Source organism: Brevundimonas sp. Leaf363 (genome assembly GCF_001424025.1).
GTDB lineage: Bacteria > Pseudomonadota > Alphaproteobacteria > Caulobacterales > Caulobacteraceae > Brevundimonas.
Window position 1 is genome coordinate 113,497 of the sequence record NZ_LMPZ01000003.1, and the last position, 15,993, is coordinate 129,489.

Sequence of the window (15,993 nt, forward strand, 5' to 3'; positions counted from 1 at the left end):
CCCATCATGACACCGCCCGCGCCCCGACTTCGGTCGGCCGTCCTGCCGATCCTGCTGGTCGTCAGCCTCTTCTTTCTGTGGGGGATGGCCAACAATCTCAATGACATCCTGATCGCACAGTTCCGCAAGGCTTTCGCCCTGAGCGACCTGCAGTCCGGCCTGGTCCAGTCGGCCTTCTATCTCGGTTACTTCTGCCTCGCGATCCCGGCCGCCGTGTTCATGAAGCGGTTTGGCTACAAGGCCGCCGTCGTGCTGGGGCTCGTGTTGTTCGGTTGCGGCGCCCTGCTGTTCTATCCGGCGGCCGAAGTCCGCAGCTATAATTTCTTCCTGGCCGCCCTGTTCGTCATCGCCAGCGGCCTGGCCTTTCTGGAGACCTCGGCCAATCCGCTGGTCACCGTGCTGGGACCACCTGAGACGGCCGAGCGCCGTCTGAACCTGGCCCAGGCGTTCAATCCGCTGGGATCGATCCTCGGTCTGATGGTCGGGCGCCACTTCATCCTTTCGGGTGTCGAGCCGACACCCGCCGAAATGGCCGCCATGTCGCCGGGCGCTGTGGAAGCCTTCTACGCGCGCGAGGCGACCGCGGTTCAGGGGCCCTATCTGCTGATTGGCCTGTTCGTCCTCCTGTGGGCGGTGGTCTTCGCGGTGGTTCGATTCCCGGCCATCACCGGCTCCGCCGCCGCGAAGGAAGAGGGGCCGGGCGCGGCGCGCGACTTCGCCGCTATCCTGGGAATGAGCCGCGTCCGCTGGGGCGTCCTGGCCCAGTTCTTCTATGTCGGCGCCCAGGTCGGGGTGTGGAGCTTCATGATCCGCTACGCCCAGCAGACAGCGGGCCTCGGCGAGCGCGTCGCCGCCGACTATCTGACCGGCTCCGTCGTCGCCTTCATGATCGGCCGTTTCGTCGGCGCCGCCCTGATGACGCGCTTCAGCCCCACGCGGCTGCTGTCGGTCTTCGCCGCCATCAACGTCGCGCTATGCGCAGTCGCCGTCGTCATGCCGGGACATGTCGGCCTGATGGCCTTGGCGTCGACCAGCTTCTTCATGTCGATCATGTTCCCGACCATCTTCGCCTCGACCATCAAGGGTCTGGGCGAGCGGACCAAGGCGGCGTCTTCCCTGCTGGTCATGTCGATCATCGGCGGGGCGGTCCTGACGGCATTGATGGGATTTGTGTCCGACGCCGGCGGCATCGCCCGCGCGATGCTGGTGCCGGGCCTGTGCTTCCTGGTCGTGCTGGCCTTCGGCTGGAAGGCCGCGCGACGTGCCGCCTGAGGTCATCGACGCTCATGCTCACCTCTGGCGCATCGGCCAGCACGGCTGCGTCTGGCCGGGGCCGGACCTGCTGACGATTTACCGCGACTTCACGCCGGAAGACTACCTCCCCATCGCGCGTCGTCACGGCGTGACCGGCGCGGTCCTGGTGCAGAGCCAGGAAGATGACGCCGACACCGAGCACCTGCTCGACATCGCCGAGGCGCACGACTGGGTGCGCGGCGTCGTCGGCTGGGTGGACGTCACGCGTGAAGACGCGACCGACCGCATCGCGGCGCTCGCCCGCCGTCCGCTGATGGGCCTTCGTCCCATGCTGCAGGACCGGCCGCCGGAGTGGATTCTCCAGGCCGACTGCGACGCCGCCGTCAGCGCCCTGATCGACCACGACCTGGCCTTCGACGCCCTGGTGAAGCCCCAGCACCTGGGCCCGCTGGACCAATTCGCGCGTCAGTGGCCAGAGCTTCGGATCGTGCTGGACCACGGCGGCAAGCCGACCATCGGCCGCGATATCGGCCTGTGGCGTGAGGACGTCCGCCGCCTCGCCGAACGGCCCAACCTGACATGCAAATTGTCGGGCCTGCTGACGGAAGCTTCGGACGACGCGACGCCCGAAGACCTCGCCGCCGTCGTCGATACCCTGCTGGACGCTTTCGGTCCCGACCGCTTGATGTGGGGCGGCGACTGGCCCGTGCTGACGCTGGCCGGCGACTACGCTGACTGGCTGACCCTGTGCCGCGACTTGATACCCGAGCGCGATCATGGAGTCGTGTTCGGCCAAACGGCCGCGCGGGTCTACACTGCGAATGCCGTTGACAGCCGCTTGCCCAACCCGCATTCCGATTTTGAATACGCGTTCAAATATGAAAGTTCGGCCCGTGACGAGGCTCTTTGATCGCCTGGGATCGTCGGGCCGCCGGTTGACGCCGCTGGGCTTCGGCGGTGCGGCGATCGGCAATCTGTACCGCCGCGTCAGCGAGGCCGACGCCCACGCCTCGGTGGCCGCCGCCTGGGCGTCCGGCGTCCGCTACTTCGATGTCGCGCCCCACTACGGCTTTGGCCTGGCCGAAAGCCGGCTGAGCGCCGCGCTGTCCGATCTCGACCCCGCGGGCGAGGCGCTGATCTCCACCAAGGTCGGCCGCGTGCTGGAGCCCATCGCCGCCGATCAAGCCCAGGGCGAACGGCACGGCTTCGTCGACGCCGCCGCCTTCGAGCCCCGCTTCGACTACAGCCACGACGGCGTCATGCGCAGCCTCGAGGCCAGCCTGAAGCGCCTCGGCCGCGATCACATCGACATCCTGCTGGCCCACGACCTGGGCGCCGCGACCCACGGCGCGGACGACGCGGCGCACTGGGCCGCCTTCATGGACGGCGGATACAAGGCCATGTTGTCTCTGCGCGATCAGGGCGTGGTGCGGGCCATCGGCCTGGGCGCCAACGAGGCCGCCGTCTGCCGCCGTGCGCTGGATCAGGGCGACTTCGACGTCTTCCTGCTGGCCGGCCGCTACACCCTGCTGGAGCAAGCGCCGCTGGACGACCTCCTGCCCGCCTGCACCCAGGCCGGCGTGTCGCTGATCGTGGGCGGACCGTTCAACTCCGGCGTGCTGGCCTGCGCCGCGCCGGCCGGCAACGCCCACTATGACTACGGCGCGCCGCCCGCCTGGGTGACAAACAAGGTCGCGGCTCTACGCGGCGTCTGCGCCCGCTTCGGTGTCGAGCTGCCCGCCGCCGCGCTGCAGTTCCCCCTCGCCCATTCCGCCGTCGTCAGCGTCATTCCCGGCGCGGCCGATGCGGAAGAAGCCCGTCTGGCCGCTGCCCGTATCGCCGCGCCGATCCCCGCCGGCTTCTGGCAAGCGCTGCACGCCGAGGGTCTGATCGACTCGGAGGCGCCCGTCCCCCTGGTCAGGCAGGCGGCATGACCCTGTCGCCTGTCCTCCTGCTCAGCCCGCGCGACAATGTGCTGGTCTGCCGCGTCTCGCTGGAGCCTGGGGTCGCCTTCGACGTCGAGGGCGACCACATCGTCGCCCCCGCCGCCGTGCCCGCCGGCCACAAGGTCGCGCGCCAGCCCTTGAGTATCGGCGACAAGGTCATCAAGCACGGCGCTTCGATCGGCTCGATCACCGCCCCCGTCGCACCGGGCGAGCACGTCCATCTGCACAATATGAAGAGCGACTACATCGCCACCCACTCGCGCGAAACCGCCAGCGAAAGGCGCGCGTCGTGAACGGCTGGCTGCGCGCGGACGGACGCAAGGGCATCCGCAACGTCGTCATCGTCGCCTATCTGGTGGAGTGCGCGCACCACGTCGCACGCCGCATCGTCAGCGCCGCCGACGATCTGGATGTCCACCTGATCGGCTTCCCCGGCTGCTATCCAAACAAATACGCCGACCGGATGATGCGGGCCCTGGTCAGCCACCCGAACGTGGGCGGCGTGGTGCTGATCTCGCTGGGCTGCGAGAGCTTCAACCGGCGCGGCCTGCTGGAAGCCGCCAGCGCGAGCGGCCGCCCGGCCGAGCTGTTCATCATCCAGGAGACCGGCGGCACCGCCGCCACCATCCGCGCCGGCGCCGAGGCGGTCGAACGCGTCCGCGCTCAGGCGGCCGAGGCTCCGCGGGTCGATGTGCGGATGGACGAGCTGATCATCGGCACCATCTGCGGCGGTTCGGACGGGACCAGCGGCCTGACCGCAAACCCGGCCGTGGGCCGCGCCTTCGATGCGCTGGTCGATCAGGGCGCCGCCTGCATCTTCGAGGAGACCGGCGAACTGGTCGGCTGCGAAGCCGTCATGGCCGAACGCGCCGTCACCCCGGAGCTGGCGCGCGAGCTGGAGGCGGCGGTCGAGAAGGCCGAGCGCTACTATACGATCATGGGCTTCGGCAGCTTCGCGCCGGGCAATGCCGACGGCGGCCTGACGACCCAGGAAGAGAAGTCGATGGGGGCCTATTCCAAGTCGGGCGCCTCGCCGATCTCGGGCCTGCTGAAGCCCGGCGACGTCCCACCGACGGGCGGGCTCTACCTGCTGGACGTGGTGCCGGACGGCGAGCCGCGCTTCGGCTTCCCCAACATCAGCGACAACGCCGAGATCGTGGAGATGATGGCCTGCGGGGCGCATCTGACCCTGTTCACCACGGGCCGCGGATCGGTCGTCGGCTCGGCCATCTCGCCAGTCATCAAGGTCTGCGCCAACCCGGACACCTATCGCCGGATGAGCGCCGACATGGACATCGACGCCGGCCGCGTCCTGAACGGCGAGGCGACGCTGGATCAGGTGGGCGAGGAGATCGTCGATCTGATCCGCCGCGTGGCCGAGGGCGAGCGCACCGTGTCGGAAGCCATGGGCCACCAGGAGTTCATCCTGACCTACAAGAGTTTCGAACCCATCGGTCCGGCCTGCCTGCCCGTCCGCCGCACTCTGGCGGCGGTCTGATGGCGGGTCGTCTGGCGGGCAAGACGGCGCTGGTGACCGGCGCCGGGGCTGGCATCGGCAGGGCGGCGGCGGCTCTGTTCGTCGCCGAAGGTGCGACGGTCTGGGCCAGCGACCTGAAGCTGGAGAGCGTGGCCGACATTGCGGGCGCGCGCCCCTTGGCGCTGGACGTCACCAGCGCCGAGGCCATCGCGGTGGCCCATTCGACGACGGGCGAGCTGGATATGCTGTTCAACTGCGCCGGCTATGTGCACGCGGGCGCACTGCTGGATTGCGACGACGCGGCCTGGGAGCGGTCGTTCAACCTGAACGTCACCGCCATGTTCCGCACCATCCGGGCGTATCTGCCCGGCATGATCGCGAGGGGCGGCGGCTCCATCGTCAACATGGCCTCGGTCGCCGGATCGATCAAAGGCGTCCCGAACCGATTCGCCTATGGCGCCTCCAAGGCGGCGGTCATCGGCCTAACCAAGTCCATCGCCGCCGATTATGTGGGTCAGGGCGTTCGCTGCAACGCCATCTGCCCCGGCACGGTGGAAACGCCATCTCTGAAGGAACGTCTGGCCGCGACGGGCGACTTCGAGGCCGCCTATCGCGCCTTCTCGGACCGCCAGCCGATGGGTCGCCTGGGCCGGGCGGAGGAAATCGCCGCGCTTGCCCTCTATCTCGCCTCGGACGAATCGTCGTTCACCACCGGGACGACGCACATCATCGACGGCGGCTGGATCGGATAGGCCATGAAACTGCTGCGCTATGGCGCCCCGGGCGCCGAAAAGCCCGCCCTGCTGGATCATGACGGCCAGGTCCGCGACCTGTCCGGCCATGTCCGCGACCTGTCGGGCGCGGCCCTCGATCCGAAGGCTCTGACCGCGCTGAAGGACCTCGACCCGTCAGGACTGCCGGTCGTCGCCTCGCCGGGTCGCATCGGCCCCTGCGTGGGGAACGTCGGCAAGTTCATCTGCATCGGCCTGAACTACGCCGACCACGCCGCCGAGACCGGCGCGGAAGTGCCCAGCCAGCCCGTCATCTTCATGAAAGCCACCAGCGCCATCGTCGGCCCGAACGACGACGTCATTCAGCCGAAGGGTTCGACCAAGCTGGACTGGGAGGTCGAGCTGGGCATCGTGATCGGCCGCGAGTGCCGCTACGTCGAAGAGGCCAACGCGCTGGACCACGTCGCCGGCTACTGCGTCGTAAACGATGTCTCAGAGCGCGCCTTCCAGCTGGAAAGCGGCGGCACCTGGGACAAGGGCAAGGGCTGCGACACCTTCGGGCCCATCGGCCCCTGGCTGGTCACCCCAGAAGAGGCGGGCGACGTCGAGAGCCTGTCCATGTGGCTGGACGTCAACGGCCAGCGCTTCCAGGACGGTTCTACGAAGACGATGGTCTTCAAGCCGGCCTTCATCGTCAGCTACGTCAGCCGCTTCATGAGCCTGCAGCCCGGCGACATCATCACCACCGGCACGCCGCCCGGCGTCGGCATGGGCCAGAAACCGCCGCTCTACCTGAAGCCCGGCGACCGCATGGAGCTGGGCATCCAGAACCTGGGCCAGCAGGCGCAGCGTGTCGTCGCCGAGACCCGCGCCTGACTGTCGTCGCCCGCCGAACGCGGCTAGTCTCGCGGCAAAACGGAGGAAGACGATGCTGATTTCCAGACGCGCCCTAATGATCGCCGCCGGCGCCTCCGTCGTCGCGGGGCCGGTCCTGGCCGCCGACGCGGCGGGCCCGACGCCGGTCGAACGGCATGGCAAGCTGTCCGTGCGCGGCAATCAGGTGATCGACGCGCATGGCCAGCCCGTCACCCTGCGCGGCATGAGCCTGTTCTGGAGCCAGTGGGGGCCCCGCTTCTACAACGCCGACGCCATCGGCTGGCTGGCGCGGGACTGGAAGGCGAGCCTGTTGCGCGTCGCCGTCGCCGTCCCGTCGGGCGGCTATCTGCAGCATCCCGCGCGTGAGACCGCCAAGGCCGAGCGCGCCATCGACGCGGCCATCGCCAACGGCCTGTACGTCATCGTCGACTGGCATGCCCACGATCCTGAGCCCGAGGCGGCGGCGACATTCTTCACCCACATCGCCACCAAGTACGGCCACCTGCCCAACATCATCTACGAGCCGTGGAACGAGCCGCTGGAGCACCACACCTGGCCCGTGGACGTGAAGCCGTATCACATGGCCCTGATCCCCAGGATCCGCGCCATCGATCCGGACAACCTGATCGTCGCGGGCACCCCGCGCTGGTCGTCGGACGTGGATGTGGCGGCGGCCGATCCCCTGCCCTTCGACAACGTCGCCTATGTGATGCACTTCTACGCTACCAGCCACGGGCAGGCGTATCGGGACAAGGTGACCCGCGCGATGGAGCGCGGCGCGGCCGTCTTCGTGACCGAATACGGCACGACGGAAGCGACCGGCGACGGCGTCATCGACGCAGAGGAAACGCAAGCCTGGTGGGACTTCATGGAGGCCAACCACATCAGCTACGCCAACTGGTCGCTGAACGACAAGCGCGAGAGCGCAGCGGCGCTGGTGCGCGGCGCACCGGCGATCGGCGGCTGGACCGACGCCCACATCACCCGCTCGGGCAAGATGGTGCGCGACCAGCTGCGGCGGATGGCGACGTGACCCCGACGCGCGCAAACCGGACGGCCAGCGGCGTTTCCCGCCGCTCGGGCGAGCGCCTGCACGGCGCCATCGCGCGCGACCTGGGCATCGCCATCGTCTCGGGCAAGCACAAGCCGGGCGAGGCGCTGACCAACGAGATCCAGTTCAGCGAAATGCTGGACGTGTCCCGCTCCGCCTATCGCGAGGCGATCCGAACCCTGGCCGCCAAGGGCCTGGTGGAAAGCCGCCCTCGCACCGGCACGCGCGTCCTGCCGACCGACCGCTGGAACCTGATGGATCCGGACGTCCTGGCCTGGTTCTTCGAGGGCGAGCCCAGCGAGGTGGTCGTGGAGGGGATCTTCGAACTGCGCGCCATCATCGAACCGGCCGCCGCCGCCCTGGCCGCCGAGCGCCGCACCGAGGCGCAGTTGATGCGGATGGAATCGCGCCTGCGCGAGATGCAGCGCCGCACGCTTCGCACGGTCGAAGGCCAGTCGGCCGACCGCGACTTCCACCAGACCCTGCTGGAGGCCACCGCGAATCCGGCCCTGATCAGCCTGGCATCAACCATCGGCGCCGGAGTGCGCTGGACCACCTTCTACAAGTCCCGCAAGCAGCGCCTGCCCGCGGATCCAATGCCGCAGCACTGGGAAGTCTATCATGCGGTCGAGGCCGGCGACCCGGAGCGCGCGCGCCGCGCCATGGCCGTGCTGGTCGCCGACGCCCGCGCTCAGACGGCGGAGATCGTCCGCGCGCGTCCGAACCGCCCGTCCTGATTTATACGGCCTGATTGTCACGGGCCGCCTGACCCTATATTGTCAGACTATTCCCGATTGGAGCGCCTGAATGTCCCGCCCGCTGCGTTCGCGCGCCTGGTTCAACAACCCCGACAACCCCGACATGACGGCGCTCTATCTGGAGCGCTATCTGAACTATGGCCTGACGCTGGAAGAGCTGCAGTCGGGCAAGCCGATCATCGGCATCGCCCAGACCGGTTCGGATCTGAGCCCCTGCAACCGGCACCACATCGAACTGGCCAAGCGCGTCCGCGAGGGCATCCGCGAGGCCGGCGGCATCGTGATGGAATTTCCGGTGCACCCGATCCAGGAAACCGGCAAGCGCCCGACCGCCGGTCTGGACCGCAACCTGGCCTACATGGGTCTGGTCGACCTGCTGTACGGCTATCCGCTGGACGGCGTGGTGCTGACCATCGGCTGCGACAAGACCACGCCCGCCTGCCTGATGGCGGCGGCCACCGTCGACATCCCCGCTATCGCTCTGTCGGTCGGCCCGATGCTGAACGGCTGGCACAAGGGTCAGCGTACCGGCTCGGGCACCATCATCTGGCAGGCCCGTCAGATGATGGCCGCCGGAGAGTTGGACTACGACGGCTTCATCAAGCTGGTCGCCACCTCCGCGCCGTCGGTCGGCTACTGCAACACCATGGGCACGGCCACGACCATGAACTCGCTGGCCGAGGCGCTGGGCATGTCCCTGCCCGGCTCGGCCGCCATTCCGGCGCCGTACCGCGAGCGCGGCCAGATGGCGTATGAGACCGGCCGGCGGATCGTCGCCATGGTCCATGAGGACCTGAAGCCGTCGGACATCCTGACCAAGGAGGCGTTCGAGAACGCCATCGTCATCAATTCGGCCATCGGCGGCTCGACCAACGCCCCGATCCACCTGACCGCCCTGGCGCGCCACGCCCATGTCGACGTGCCGCTGCAGGTTTGGGAAGACCACGGCCACGACACGCCGCTGCTGGTGAACCTGCAGCCGGCCGGCGCCTATCTGGGCGAGGACTATCACCAGGCCGGGGGCGTCCCCGCCGTGGTCGCCGAGCTGATCAAGCACGGCAAGATCCACGAGAACGCCCTGACCGTGAACGGCAAGACGATGGGCGAAAACTGCCGCGACGCAGAGATCGTGCTGCCCGACGTGATCCGCACGTTCGAGACCGCCCTGGTCAAGGATGCCGGCTTCCTAGTCATCAGCGGCAACGTCTTCAACAGCGCCATCATGAAGACCAGCGTGATCTCGCCGGAGTTCCGCGACCGCTACCTGTCCAACCCGCAGGACCCGGAGGCGTTTGAGGGCCCGATCGTCGTCTTCGACGGGCCGGAGGATTATCACCACCGCATCGACGACGAGGGCGAAGGCATCACGCCGGAGCACATCCTGATCATGCGCGGCGCCGGCCCCATCGGCTATCCGGGCGCGGCCGAGGTCGTGAACATGCGGCCGCCCGCCTATCTGATCAAACAGGGCGTCACCGCCCTGCCCTGCATCGGCGATGGGCGCCAGTCGGGCACCTCGGGCTCGCCGTCGATCCTGAACGCCTCCCCGGAAGCGGCGGCGGGCGGCAACATCGCCCTGCTGCGCACGGGCGACCGGATGCGCGTGGACCTGAACACCCGCAAGGTCGACGTCCTGATCTCCGACGAGGAACTGGCCGAGCGCCGTGAGACGTTCGAGCGAGCCGGCGGCTACGCCTTCCCGGAATCCCAGACGCCCTGGCAGGAGTTCCAGCGCAGCATGGTCGGTCAGCTGGAGACCGGCGCCGTGCTGGAACCGGCCGTGAAATATCATCGGATTGTCGACACCCGGGGCATGCCGCGCGACAATCACTGATGCCCAAGACCTACGCCACCGGCCGGATCGTCTGTTTCGGCGAGCTGATGCTGCGCTTCACCCCGCCGGGGCCGGAGATCCTGTTGCAGTCGGCCGCCATGGCGGTCCATCCGGGCGGGGCCGAGGCGAACGTCGCCGTGGCCCTGGCGCGCCTGGGCGCCGAGGCGGCGTGGGCCAGCGTCCTGCCCGACAACCCCCTGGGCCGCGCGGCGCGTGACGAGGTTCGCCGCGCGGGCACCGACACGTCTGGCGTGCGGATGAGCGACGGTCGGATGGGCCTGTATTTCGTTTCGCCCGGAGCCGTGCGGCGTCCGTCCGAAGTGCTCTACGACCGCGCCGGATCGGCCTTCGCCGAACAGGCCGATACGCTGGACTGGGCCGAGGTGCTGGAAGGCGCCGAATGGCTGCACATCTCCGGCGTCACCCCGGCAGTCGGCCCCAAGGGCGCGGCCGCCGCCCTGGCGATCACCGAGGCGGCCGTCGCCGCCGGGGTGAAGGTCTCCTTCGACGGAAACTTCCGCGGCAAGCTGTGGGCCCTGTGGGAATCCGATCCGCCCAGGGTGCTCAGCGCCCTGATGGCGACCGCCTCCATCGCCTTCGTCGACGATCGCGACATCGCCCTGATGCTGGGCCGCCCGTTCGAGCCGGCCGACGCCATGGACCGCCGCCGCGCCGCCGCCGAGGTCGCATTCGACACCTTCCCGCGTCTCGAGCGGGTCGCCTGCACCGTCCGCACCCAGACCAGCGTGGCGGATCAGACCCTGTCCGCCGTGATGTTTACTCGGAGCGGCGAGCACCATGCGCCCGCCATTGATCTGGCGGGTGTCGTCGACCGGATCGGCGGCGGGGACGCTTTCGCGGCGGGTGTTCTGTTCGGTGTGGCCGCGGGCCAGGACGATGCGCGTTCGCTGGCGCTCGGGCTGGCCCTGTCCGGCCTGAAACACTCCATCACCGGCGACTTCAGCCCCTTCACCCTGGCGGACGTCGAGGCGGCGATGGAAGGCGGCGGCCTGGACGTCAGGCGCTGAAGCGCCACTTCATCGCCAGCACAATGGCCGCCATCACCAGGGCGCAGGCGTTGGACGCCACGATCGGCCACGCCTGGATCATCGCGCCGTACGCGACCCACAGGACGAAACAGGTCACTGTCAGCGAATAGGTCTTCAGGCTGACGGAGGAGGCGTCCTTTTCCTTCCAGATCTTGATAGCCTGAGGCGCGAAGCTGGTGATCGAACAGATCGCCGCGCCAGTCCCCACGGCGTTGGCGAGCCAGTCGCTCATGCCTTCACGCGTGGCTTGCGAGCCGCCTGGGACGTCTTGCCCTTTTCCGCCGCCTTGGCGTCGGCCTTGGCGTCTTCCGCCCGCGTGGCGACGCGCGGCAGGCCTTGTTTGTGCAGCCGCTGCGCCCGTCCCTCGACTTCCTGCAGGATGACGTCGAGCTCCTTGTCTGTGAGCCGTTCAATGCCGATAAACCGCTCATCCGCCGACCGCACGGCATGGAGCAACTCGTCGATCTTGGCGTGAATGGCGGCGCTGTCGCGGTTTTGGGTGTTCTGGATCAGGAAGACCATCAGGAAGGTGATGATGGTAGTCCCGGTGTTGATGACCAGCTGCCACGTCTCATTGAACTTGAAGACCGGGCCCGACACCGCCCACAGGATCACGATCCCCAGGCACGCCATGAACGTCCACGGCCGGCCCGCGATCTTGGAGGTGACCGACGCCAGATGGGTGAAGAGCTTGTCCATGGCCGCCTAACCGCTCCGCTTCATCATGGTTGCTGTGTTTGGCGGCCGACGTTGAGCCCTGCTGGGGCCAAGCGCCAGCAAAGATCGCCAAACGCGAGCGGGCGCCGGACTTTCGCACGACGGGACCAGACCTTATTAGAAGCGGCGATGACCGACACCCTCGCCTCCCCCGCGCCCGTCAAGGCCAGCCCGTTCCACGAACTGGAGGTTCTGTGGGTGCGCCACTGGACCGACCAGCTGTTCAGTTTCGGCGTCGCGCGGCCCGAGGATTTCCGCTTCCGCTCGGGCGAGTTCGTGATGATCGGCCTGCCGGGCGAAGACGGCGCCAAGCCAGTGCTGCGCGCCTACTCCATCGCCAGCCCCTGCTGGGACGAGCAGCTGGAGTTCTTCTCCATCAAGGCGCCAAACGGCCCGCTTACGACCCGCCTGCAGAAGATCCAGGCCGGCGACACGGTTCTGATGGGCAAGAAGCCGACCGGGACTCTGGTGCTGGACGCACTGACCGGCGGCGAGCGTCTGTGGCTGATCGGCACGGGCACGGGCCTGGCGCCCTGGCTGTCGGTGGCGCGCGATCCCGATACATACAGCCGCTTCGGCCGTGTCATCGTCTGCCACACGGTGCGCGGCGTGGCCGACCTGGCCTACCGCGACTTCTTCACCTCGGGCATCCATGACGACCCGCTGGTCGGCGACGAGGCGAAGGCCCAGCTGACCTACTATCCGACCGTGACGCGCGAAGACTTCGAGACGCCGGGCCGCATCACCGACCGCATCAAGTCCGGCGCCGCCTTCGCCGACCTAGGCATCGAGGGCTCGTTCGATCCGGCCAAGGACCGCGTCATGCTGTGCGGCTCCATGGGCATGATCAAGGAGACGGGCGAACTGCTCGAAACCTTCGGCCTGAAGGAAGGCTCCAACGCCGAACCGGGCGACTACGTCCTGGAACGCGCCTTCGTCGGTTGAGATTGCAGGCCGGGACCGCTAGTCCAGCGGCCATGCACAAGCCCGCCCTCGTCGCCGTCGACGCCCGCGTCGATCCCGCCGACTGCACCTCCATGACCGAGGTCCGCCAGGGCGTGGACGCGCTCGACCGCGCCCTCGTCGCCCTGCTCGCCGAGCGCCAGCGCTACATGGACGCCGCTGCGCGCATCAAGCCGGACCGCGACGCCGTGCATGACGACGCCCGCATCGAAGACGTCGTGGCCAAGGTTCTGAAGTCGGCCGAGGCGCACCATCTGTCGCCCGACATCGCCGAGCCGGTCTGGCGCACCCTGGTTGACCGCTGCATCGCCTATGAATTCGGCGTTTACGACCGGACGCGTCGCTAACCCCTCAGGCTTCGCAACATCAGCTCGTGGCGGTAGGCCGCGACATCGGCCAGGGCGAGGTTCAGGGCGTCCTGAACGTGGTCGCGATGGGCCGGTCGAAGCGACGGCTCGGCGACCTCGGCCTCGGCGCAGGCGGCCGCGAGGGCGTTCGCGCCGATGCCCGACGCCGCGCCCCGGATGGTGTGAACCGCGTCACGCCAGCCGTCGCCCTTTGGCTCCATCAGGGCGGACCACATCTCGGCCTGCTGAACGAACAGCGCCAGCACTTCTTCCGACACCGCCGCGTCGTCGCCGGTCATTCGCTCCAGCGTCGTGAAGTCGACCGCGCCGGTCAGGTCGCGCCGCGCCATCAGGCTTCGAGATCCTGACCCAGCCGCGAATGCCACATCGACCAGCCGAAATAGACCACCAGTCCCAGCGCGTTCCAGACCAGGAAGCCGACCTGCGTCACCGTCTTCAGGCTGAGGAAGAAGACGATGCAGCCCACGACGGCGACGACCGAGACCAGCGGCCACAGCGGCGCCTTGAACATCCGCTTCCGGCCCGGCTCGCGCAGCCGCAGCACGGCCAAGCAGACGCCCACGGCGCAGAAGGCCGCCAGCGTGCCCGCATTGGCCAGCGACGCCAGCTCATCCAGCGGCAGCAGGCCGGCCAGGATGGCCACGATGACGGCGGTGAACACCGTCACCACCGCCGGCACGCCCCGGCTCGACACCTTGGCCAGACGGCGCGGCAGCAGGCCGTCGCGCGCCATGCCCAGGAAAATCCGGCTCTGACCGAACAGGAAGGCCAGCAGGACCGTCGGAAGGGCGATCACCGCCGCCGCCGCGATGACCTGAGCCCAGCCGCCCTGCCCGATCTGGCGCAGGATCAGCGCCAGCGGCTCGGGGCTGTCGGCGAAGTCCGCCACGGGGCGCGCGCCGATCGCGACGGCCGCCACCACCATATAAAGCACCGTGCAGATCAGCATGGAGCCGACGATGCCGATGGCCAGGTCGCGCTCGGGCTTCTTGGTCTCCTCGGCCGCCGTCGAAATGGCGTCGAAGCCGTAGAAGGCGAAGAAGATGATGGCCGCCGCCGCCATCACGCCGGTCTGGACGAAGGGCGCGCCGAAACCGTTGGGCATGAAGGGCGTGAAATGCGCCTGCTCGAAGTGCGGCAGGGCCAGCGCCACGAAGGCGACCAGAGCGGCGATCTTGATCACCACCAGCACGGCGTTCAGCGTCGCGCTCTCACGCGTGCCGAGCAGCAGAAGGCCGGTCACCACGCCGATAATGGCCACCGCCGGCAGGTTGACGATCCCGCCCGCGTGCGGCCCGGCCGCCAGCGCCAGCGGCACGTCGATCCCAAGCCCCGACAGGAAGCCGACGGCATAGCCGGACCAGCCCACGGCCACGGCCGAGACCACCAGGGAATATTCGAGGATCAGGCTCCAGCCGATGACCCACGCCGCCAGCTCGCCCAGCACCGCATAGGAATAGGCATAGGCGCTGCCCGCCGCCGGCATCATGGTCGACAACTCGGCGTAGGCCAGGGCCGCACACAGGCAGACGAGCCCGGCCAGGCCAAAGCTGACCAGCACGGCCGGTCCCGCCAGACCCGCCCCCACGCCGATCAGCGTCAGGATGCCCGTGCCCACGATGGCCCCGACGCCCAGCGCCAGCAGATGCGGCCAGCTCAGCGTCGCCTTCAGGCGCTCGCCCTCGTGACCCGCGATCATGGCGTCGATCGAACGTCGCCGGTTCCAGAAAGCCATGTCGCCCCTCCGCGAATCCAGATGCGACCTTAGCCGCGACATTGCGCCTATGAAATGCGCCTTGCACCCCGTCCCGATCCAGCCTATTTGCAGCGCCCTCCGGTCAAGGCCGGAGGCCGAGACGATCGGTTCGGGTGATTAGCTCAGTTGGTAGAGCAGCTGACTCTTAATCAGCGGGTCGTAGGTTCGAACCCTACATCACCCACCATCGTCCCTCTCGCATTTCAGCCCACTCCGGCGCCGCGTCGGCCGTGATCGCGTGGTCACATGGGATGTTGCGCCCTCTCAGCGATGATAGAGTGCGCGCGCAATCAACCTGGTCAATCGCCTGTCGCCCGTGATCACTCACCTGCCTTTGTCCGCCTGGCGCTTCCGAGTGATCGGTGCGCCTCTGTCCCGGGCGAAGCCATGAGACGACTGGTGCTGACCGGCGATTCCCATGTCGTCGCCCTGGGACGCGGCTTGGTCCAGTTGAAGCGGGAAGGTCTTGTTGGCCTGCCGCGCGTCGCCGCCGCGAAACTCTATTCCTTCCCGCAGAGCCTGCGGCCGTTCTTCAGGTTCGACGGCACGCGGATCGCGTTCGACCGACCCGACTATTCGGCCGTGATGAAACAGCTGACGGGGTCGGAAACGATCGGGCCGGAACACCGGGACCTGACGTTCGCCCTTGTTATGGGCTTCACCACCACCCTGTTCGTTCGGATGAAGGATTGGGACAACTACGCGCCTTGGCGGCTGGCGAAACAGTCGGGGCGCACTCCGCTATCGGACGGACTGGTGGCAGAGATTGCGCGGTCGCACTTCGCGCAGACACTCGATTTCTACAGGGCCATGATGGCCTTGGATCTGAATGTTCTGGCGGTTGAAGCCCCTCAGGTCAGGGGAGATGATCCCGCCTTCGCCACCGTCATGCAACGCCGCATCGTGCTGGAGTTGGACCGGCTCGCGCGCAGTGCTGTGTTGGGTGAACTGCGCGATATGGGCGTGAAAGTCGTTCCCGCCTTGGATGATGCGCGAGCAAAGACCGGTTTTCTAAAAGAAGAATATTCAAGCTTTACAACCGGTGATTATCATCACGCCAACCATAGGTTTGGGCGCAATATGCTCGCCGAGATCTTTGCGGCCATTGGCCAGCCCATCGGGTCGGCGAAACAAGCATTCGAGGCCGACTGACCCAGCGACATCGCTTGTCTAGGACCGTGAAATGCGATCTACGAACGACTGCAAATCACAG

At 68.0% G+C, this 15,993-nt stretch carries 18 protein-coding genes and 1 tRNA gene; 15 read left to right on the forward strand and 4 right to left on the reverse strand.

The window, feature by feature from the left end:
* Nucleotides 1-6: 6 nt before the first annotated feature.
* From fucP to ASG17_RS11490, 11 genes are all read left to right on the forward strand, one after another.
* A complete protein-coding gene (gene fucP / locus ASG17_RS11440) occupies nt 7-1,272 on the forward strand; it encodes an L-fucose:H+ symporter permease (protein WP_056103721.1) in 1,266 nt (421 codons plus the stop codon).
* The gene (locus tag ASG17_RS11445) at nt 1,262-2,164 is read left to right on the forward strand and encodes an amidohydrolase (protein WP_200935078.1); all 903 of its coding nucleotides are present in this window, start codon (nt 1,262-1,264) and stop codon (nt 2,162-2,164) included. Before fucP ends, ASG17_RS11445 begins: the two co-directional genes overlap by 11 nt.
* The gene (locus ASG17_RS11450; RefSeq protein ID WP_235560433.1) at nt 2,148-3,188 is read left to right on the forward strand and encodes an aldo/keto reductase; all 1,041 of its coding nucleotides are present in this window, start codon (nt 2,148-2,150) and stop codon (nt 3,186-3,188) included. The genes ASG17_RS11445 and ASG17_RS11450 overlap by 17 nt, the downstream gene beginning before the upstream one ends.
* Nucleotides 3,185-3,493 carry a UxaA family hydrolase gene (locus tag ASG17_RS11455; RefSeq protein ID WP_056103725.1) on the forward strand — a complete coding sequence of 103 codons (309 nt, stop codon included), beginning with the start codon at nt 3,185-3,187 and terminating at the stop codon, nt 3,491-3,493. Before ASG17_RS11450 ends, ASG17_RS11455 begins: the two co-directional genes overlap by 4 nt.
* Nucleotides 3,490-4,698, forward strand: coding sequence for a UxaA family hydrolase (locus ASG17_RS11460; RefSeq protein WP_056103729.1), 1,209 nt, complete (start codon nt 3,490-3,492; stop codon nt 4,696-4,698). Before ASG17_RS11455 ends, ASG17_RS11460 begins: the two co-directional genes overlap by 4 nt.
* Nucleotides 4,698-5,429 carry an SDR family oxidoreductase gene (locus tag ASG17_RS11465; RefSeq protein WP_056103732.1) on the forward strand — a complete coding sequence of 244 codons (732 nt, stop codon included), beginning with the start codon at nt 4,698-4,700 and terminating at the stop codon, nt 5,427-5,429. Before ASG17_RS11460 ends, ASG17_RS11465 begins: the two co-directional genes overlap by 1 nt.
* A 3-nt stretch (nt 5,430-5,432) precedes the next feature.
* Nucleotides 5,433-6,284 carry a fumarylacetoacetate hydrolase family protein gene (locus ASG17_RS11470; protein WP_056103734.1) on the forward strand — a complete coding sequence of 284 codons (852 nt, stop codon included), beginning with the start codon at nt 5,433-5,435 and terminating at the stop codon, nt 6,282-6,284.
* A 52-nt stretch (nt 6,285-6,336) separates the two neighbouring features.
* Nucleotides 6,337-7,317 carry a glycoside hydrolase family 5 protein gene (locus ASG17_RS11475; protein WP_235560434.1) on the forward strand — a complete coding sequence of 327 codons (981 nt, stop codon included), beginning with the start codon at nt 6,337-6,339 and terminating at the stop codon, nt 7,315-7,317.
* On the forward strand, nt 7,314-8,072 hold the full coding sequence (locus tag ASG17_RS11480; RefSeq protein WP_056103740.1) for a FadR/GntR family transcriptional regulator: 759 nt from the start codon (nt 7,314-7,316) through the stop codon (nt 8,070-8,072). Before ASG17_RS11475 ends, ASG17_RS11480 begins: the two co-directional genes overlap by 4 nt.
* Before the next feature lie 70 nt (nt 8,073-8,142).
* Complete coding sequence (locus ASG17_RS11485; protein ID WP_056103745.1) at nt 8,143-9,927, forward strand: IlvD/Edd family dehydratase; 1,785 nt, start codon at nt 8,143-8,145, stop codon at nt 9,925-9,927.
* Complete coding sequence (locus ASG17_RS11490; RefSeq protein ID WP_056103747.1) at nt 9,927-10,955, forward strand: sugar kinase; 1,029 nt, start codon at nt 9,927-9,929, stop codon at nt 10,953-10,955. Before ASG17_RS11485 ends, ASG17_RS11490 begins: the two co-directional genes overlap by 1 nt.
* On the opposite strand, the gene ASG17_RS11495 is transcribed toward ASG17_RS11490, so the two are convergent.
* Both ASG17_RS11495 and ASG17_RS11500 read right to left on the reverse strand, forming a co-directional pair.
* Complete coding sequence (locus ASG17_RS11495; RefSeq protein WP_056103750.1) at nt 10,945-11,208, reverse strand: SemiSWEET family sugar transporter; 264 nt, start codon at nt 11,206-11,208, stop codon at nt 10,945-10,947. The two genes, ASG17_RS11490 and ASG17_RS11495, sit on opposite strands and share 11 nt — an antisense overlap.
* The gene (locus tag ASG17_RS11500; RefSeq protein WP_056103755.1) at nt 11,205-11,675 is read right to left on the reverse strand and encodes a low affinity iron permease family protein; all 471 of its coding nucleotides are present in this window, start codon (nt 11,673-11,675) and stop codon (nt 11,205-11,207) included. Before ASG17_RS11500 ends, ASG17_RS11495 begins: the two co-directional genes overlap by 4 nt.
* 147 nt (nt 11,676-11,822) lie before the next feature.
* Between ASG17_RS11500 and ASG17_RS11505 the strand changes: the two genes are divergently transcribed.
* Nucleotides 11,823-12,638 (forward strand): ferredoxin--NADP reductase, encoded by an 816-nt coding sequence (locus tag ASG17_RS11505; protein WP_056103757.1) that lies wholly within the window; start codon nt 11,823-11,825, stop codon nt 12,636-12,638.
* A gap of 32 nt (nt 12,639-12,670) precedes the next feature.
* Complete coding sequence (locus tag ASG17_RS11510) at nt 12,671-13,003, forward strand: chorismate mutase (protein WP_056103760.1); 333 nt, start codon at nt 12,671-12,673, stop codon at nt 13,001-13,003.
* Here ASG17_RS11510 and ASG17_RS11515 read toward each other — a convergent pair.
* A complete protein-coding gene (locus ASG17_RS11515; RefSeq protein WP_056103763.1) occupies nt 13,000-13,353 on the reverse strand; it encodes an Hpt domain-containing protein in 354 nt (117 codons plus the stop codon). The genes ASG17_RS11510 and ASG17_RS11515 overlap by 4 nt on opposite strands.
* On the reverse strand, nt 13,353-14,759 hold the full coding sequence (locus ASG17_RS11520) for an amino acid permease (RefSeq protein ID WP_056103766.1): 1,407 nt from the start codon (nt 14,757-14,759) through the stop codon (nt 13,353-13,355). The genes ASG17_RS11515 and ASG17_RS11520 overlap by 1 nt, the downstream gene beginning before the upstream one ends.
* Before the next feature lie 132 nt (nt 14,760-14,891).
* On the opposite strand from ASG17_RS11520, the gene ASG17_RS11525 reads away from it, so the two are divergent.
* Together ASG17_RS11525 and ASG17_RS11530 are read left to right on the forward strand one after the other, a co-directional pair.
* Nucleotides 14,892-14,967: transfer RNA gene (locus ASG17_RS11525), tRNA-Lys, on the forward strand.
* A gap of 212 nt (nt 14,968-15,179) precedes the next feature.
* Nucleotides 15,180-15,932 (forward strand): hypothetical protein, encoded by a 753-nt coding sequence (locus tag ASG17_RS11530; protein ID WP_162238794.1) that lies wholly within the window; start codon nt 15,180-15,182, stop codon nt 15,930-15,932.
* The last annotated feature ends 61 nt before the right edge of the window (nt 15,933-15,993 follow it).